This is a genomic window from Psychrobacillus sp., from assembly GCF_056205495.1.
On record NZ_JBAEAP010000122.1, the window covers coordinates 1 to 4348 of the forward strand.

General features: G+C 36.7%; 4 protein-coding genes. All 4 read right to left on the bottom strand.

Going from position 1 to position 4348, the window contains the following annotated elements; genetic code table 11:
• Positions 1 to 437: redoxin domain-containing protein (locus AC06OU_RS03675; RefSeq protein WP_475854052.1), on the bottom strand; the 437-nt coding region annotated here is incomplete at its 3' end.
• Positions 438 to 621: 184 nt separating this feature from the next.
• A complete protein-coding gene (locus tag AC06OU_RS03680) occupies positions 622 to 1929 on the bottom strand; it encodes a murein hydrolase activator EnvC family protein (protein ID WP_475854053.1) in 1308 nt (435 codons plus the stop codon).
• A gap of 28 nt (positions 1930 to 1957) precedes the next feature.
• Positions 1958 to 2845 carry a permease-like cell division protein FtsX gene (gene ftsX / locus AC06OU_RS03685; RefSeq protein WP_342560436.1) on the bottom strand — a complete coding sequence of 296 codons (888 nt, stop codon included), beginning with the start codon at positions 2843 to 2845 and terminating at the stop codon, positions 1958 to 1960.
• The gene (gene ftsE / locus AC06OU_RS03690) at positions 2835 to 3521 is read right to left on the bottom strand and encodes a cell division ATP-binding protein FtsE (protein ID WP_340884677.1); all 687 of its coding nucleotides are present in this window, start codon (positions 3519 to 3521) and stop codon (positions 2835 to 2837) included. The genes ftsX and ftsE overlap by 11 nt, the downstream gene beginning before the upstream one ends.
• Between the last annotated feature and the right edge of the window lie 827 nt (positions 3522 to 4348).

Sequence of the window (4348 nt, forward strand, 5' to 3'; positions counted from 1 at the left end):
TCGTCCAAGGGTATTGGAAAGGTCAGACCATAATCATCGACAAAGGAAGTAACCTTATCTAATCCATGATCATTGCTAGTAAGGTTGACTGCTAAGATCTCCACGTTATCTTCATCCGTCATATCCTCGTAAAAGTTTTGCATATGCGGCATTTCTGCCTTACAAGGTGGACACCACGAGGTCCAAAAATTCAACACTACTTTCTTTCCTTTATAATCAGATAACGAAACTTCTTTTCCATCTAATGTGGTTAAAGTGAAATCTGGAGCTTGATCACCTTTACCAGTCCCTTTATTTGCTGGGTTCTCTGCCATATCTGTTCCCATTTGCTCACCTTCAAAAGGATCTTCCTTTTCATCAATATTGTTTTTTACAAATGATATAGTTGCAATTGCTATTAAGAAACCTATAACTAGTAATCCAATTATTTTCTTCACACTTAACCTCCACTTTACTTATAAAATATTATTATTTTAATTATATGCATAAATCCTAATAGATACCATTCGATAGCTTATGTTTTTTCCAAATGTGTACAAAATAAGACTTCTATGAAGTTTAAAATATATAAAAATAAGCATCCAATTATATAATAATTGAATGCTCACTATAGTCTTGTTTTTATAAAGAAATGTATCTCAATGGGTTCACTGAGTTACCAGCCATACCTTCCCAATATCCTAAATGGATTTCAAAGTGAAGATGTGGTCCAGTGGAATTACCTGTAGTTCCGATTGCTCCGATACGTTGACCTTTAGAGACAACTTGTCCAACTCCTACACCTATACTGCTTAAATGAGCATATAGTGAAGTGAAAGTTTGACCATCAATAGAATGAGTCACCATAATTACATTACCGTATGTGCTTAAAGGCGATGCATACGATACGACTCCATCAGCTGCCGATAATACTGGTGTTCCAGTGCTGTTGGCAATATCTATCCCATAATGCATTTTTCCTTTACCGTAGATTGGATGCATTCTGTATCCATAACCAGAGGTAAAGCTTCCTGATGCAGGTTTTGTCCAGTTACCAGCTGAAACGGCAGGAATTGCAGTTGATGATCCGCTAGCAGCCTGCTGACGTTGACGTTCTGCAGCTGCTTTCTTCTTTTTCTCTTCTGCTGCTTTTCTAGCTATTTCTGCTTGACGCTTTTGCTCTGCAACAATTTTATCTTGAATCGCTTTATCTAAGTTTAAAACTTCTTCATATTCTGTTTCCATCTGTTCTTTGTCTTCCAAAAGTTTAGCTTGTTCAACTTCTAGTTGATCTACTAATGTGCTCTTAGAAGATTTTTGACCATCTAAATTAGCTTTTAAGGAAACAAGCTGATCTTTACTTGCTTCTTGCTCTTGACGTTTTTTCTCTAGGCTGGCTGTTTGTTCTTCAAGCGCTTTTTTATCTTCTGCCTGCTCTTTTAGAATTTTACGGTCAGCTTCCATCAATGTATTAACTGCTGAAAAGCGATCAATAAAGTCTACGAAGCTATTAGCTCCAAGTAATACATCTAAATAATTGACTGATCCGCCACTAACTTGAACAGCTCGTATTCTTTCTTTTAGCAATTCATCGCGAGCTGCAATTTTCTCTTCCAACTCAGCGATAGAGGCTTTTAATGCTTCGATTTCACTTGTAGTCTTTTCAATCTCACTTAAAACCGCTGAAATACTTTTTTCAGTTGCCATGATTTCATTATCCAACTTTTTGATTTGAGCCATAATTTGATCAATTTTAGACTCATTTGTATCAATTTTTGTTTCAGTTTCTTTAATATTCGATTGAATAGAACTTTTCTTTTCTTGAATGTTCTGTTGTTCTTTTTTAAGGTCGTTCAATGAATTCGCAAGAGCGCTTGGACTGTTAAATAGTAGCGCTCCGGATGCAGCTATTGCGACAATACGCAACACCCATTTGGATTGTCTTCTCAAATCTTATTGCTCCTTTCAAGATACCTTCTTATACTCGTAAAAATTTTCTAACTGACATGAAACTACCCCAGATACCGATTAAAACTCCCATTAATAGAATTAATGCGTTTAATTGATAAATGAATGGGGAAAACTCTAGTAGATTAAATAAATTTCCTAGCTCTAATTTAGGCTGTAAGGCATTATAAAGATTATAGTAAAGCACCGTAACTAACGTGATTGGTACAATCGCTCCTAAGATACCAAGCCACATTCCTTCCAATATGAATGGGATACGGATAAACCAGTTTGTAGCTCCAACTAGTTTCATAATCTCTATATCTCTTCTTCTAGCAACGATCGTAATTCGAATTGTATTCGAAATTAAGAACATAGCTGTAAATAATAGAGCAAGGATTAACACTACGCCCACGTTTCTACCCATATTTAACACGGAAAATAATCGTTCTATTTTCCCTTCACCATAACTAACCTCAAATGTGTTATCTAACTTATCGATTTCCTTCGCAATCGCTTCAGTTTCTTGAGGGTCTACCGCTTTTGCATAAAATACATTATGTAATGGGTTTTCTTGCTCATATAACTCTAAGTCTGACCCAAAATCCATAACCAGTTTCTTTAATTCTTCTCCCTTAGTCGCATATACTAGCTCTGCAACACCCGGAATATTTTTAATGTCTTCTTGTAGCTTAGCAATGTCTTCTTCGCTTGCAGTCAATTCAACGTAAATTTTTACTTCAACGTCTCTTTCTAGGTCGTCTGCTACTTTATTTAAATTCATCATAATCATGACGAACACGCCTACCAGTAATAATGTAACGGTAACAGCACTGACGGATGCAAATGTCATCCAACCATTTCTGCTAATACTTTTTAAGCTATCTCTGAAATGACGTCCTGCTGTTCTAGCCTTCATATCCGTAATCTCCTCCGTACTCGTCTCGAGTGATTAAGCCACCCTCAACTACAATAACACGGTGTCGAATTGTATTTACAATTTCTCTATTATGAGTTGCCATAACAATTGTAGTTCCTCGGGAATTAATCTCTTCAAATGTGTTCATTATTTCCCATGAAGTTTCAGGGTCTAAATTTCCGGTCGGCTCATCTGCAATTACTAGTTTAGGAGTATTCACAATGGAGCGCGCTATGGAAACACGTTGTTGTTCTCCACCTGATAGCTCAGTTGGGAACATTCTCGCCTTATTTTTTAGTCCTACTAGCTCCAATACGTCCATTACTTTTTTGCGGATCACCTTAGGGGATTCCTCTATTACTTCTAAAGCAAAAGCAACGTTTTCATAAACGTTTAGACGAGGAAGTAGTTTGAAGTCTTGAAAGACAACGCCAATTTGTCTTCTCAAGTAAGGTACATTTTTGTTTTTTAAGGTTGCTAAATTCATACCATTGACTATGATCGTACCTGACGTTGGGCGCTCTTCTCGATACATCATTTTGATAAATGTCGATTTTCCTGCTCCACTTGGTCCAACTACGTACACAAATTCGCCCTGCTTAATATTTACGTCGATCCCGTTAGCTGCAACAATACCATTAGGATATTTTTTATAGACGTTAGTCATTTCTATCATTTTATACCACCTAATTACTTTCTTTTATTAAATACAACAATGCCTATTATAACACTTGATACCTTCGTTAATGTTACAAATAGATTTCATTTTGTAGGTAAATTTAGTCAGAAAAACTAAAATATTAGCGATTTTTCAGTTTTTTTAGTGTTTTTTACTCAGTTACAAAAGGACTATACCCTTTATTTCTACACTTTCTTTCATAATTCCTGCTATATTTTCTAGTCCAATAAAATAATTACAACTGCAGGTTAATTTCTCCAATATAGTTAACATTCTGTGAAAATCGACAAATAAAGCTATGAAGTCGGGATAGTTTCTCGGAGCGAATTTAGGGTGTCGTGTGAAGGGTATTGTAATATTATGGGTGGGATTGATTGAGTTTGGGTGGATATTGGAGATTTATGGGATGATGATAGGTGCGAGTTGCGGGGATAGGTGCGGATTCCAAAGTTTTAGGTGACACTTTGCTCTCTTTACGTGCGATTTGCTGGGATTTAGTTACACCTCTAGAAACTAGTTAGAGTAATTCAACCTTATTGGCGAATACCTCGCATTTATGGGACACCTTCTCTTACTTTATGGGCGCTTTCTACTCACTTATGGGGCACTTCCCTCAACTTTATGGGCACTTTTCAATTTTACGGGCGCAAACCTGTGATTTATGGGACACATCCACTTACTTTAGGGGCGTTTTCCTCTTATTTATGGGACATTTCCCTCAACTCTATGGGCACTTTTTAACTTTACGGGCGCATACCTGTGATTTATGGGACACTTCTACATACTTTAAGGGCGCTTTCCACTCACTTATGGGACACTTCCCT

Excerpts from the sequence above, each read along its gene's own strand:
- ftsE (WP_340884677.1), bottom strand. The coding sequence starts at position 3,521 with ATGATAGAAATGACTAACGTCTATAAAAAATATCCTAATGGTATTGTT.
- ftsX (WP_342560436.1), bottom strand. The coding sequence starts at position 2,845 with ATGAAGGCTAGAACAGCAGGACGTCATTTCAGAGATAGCTTAAAAAGT.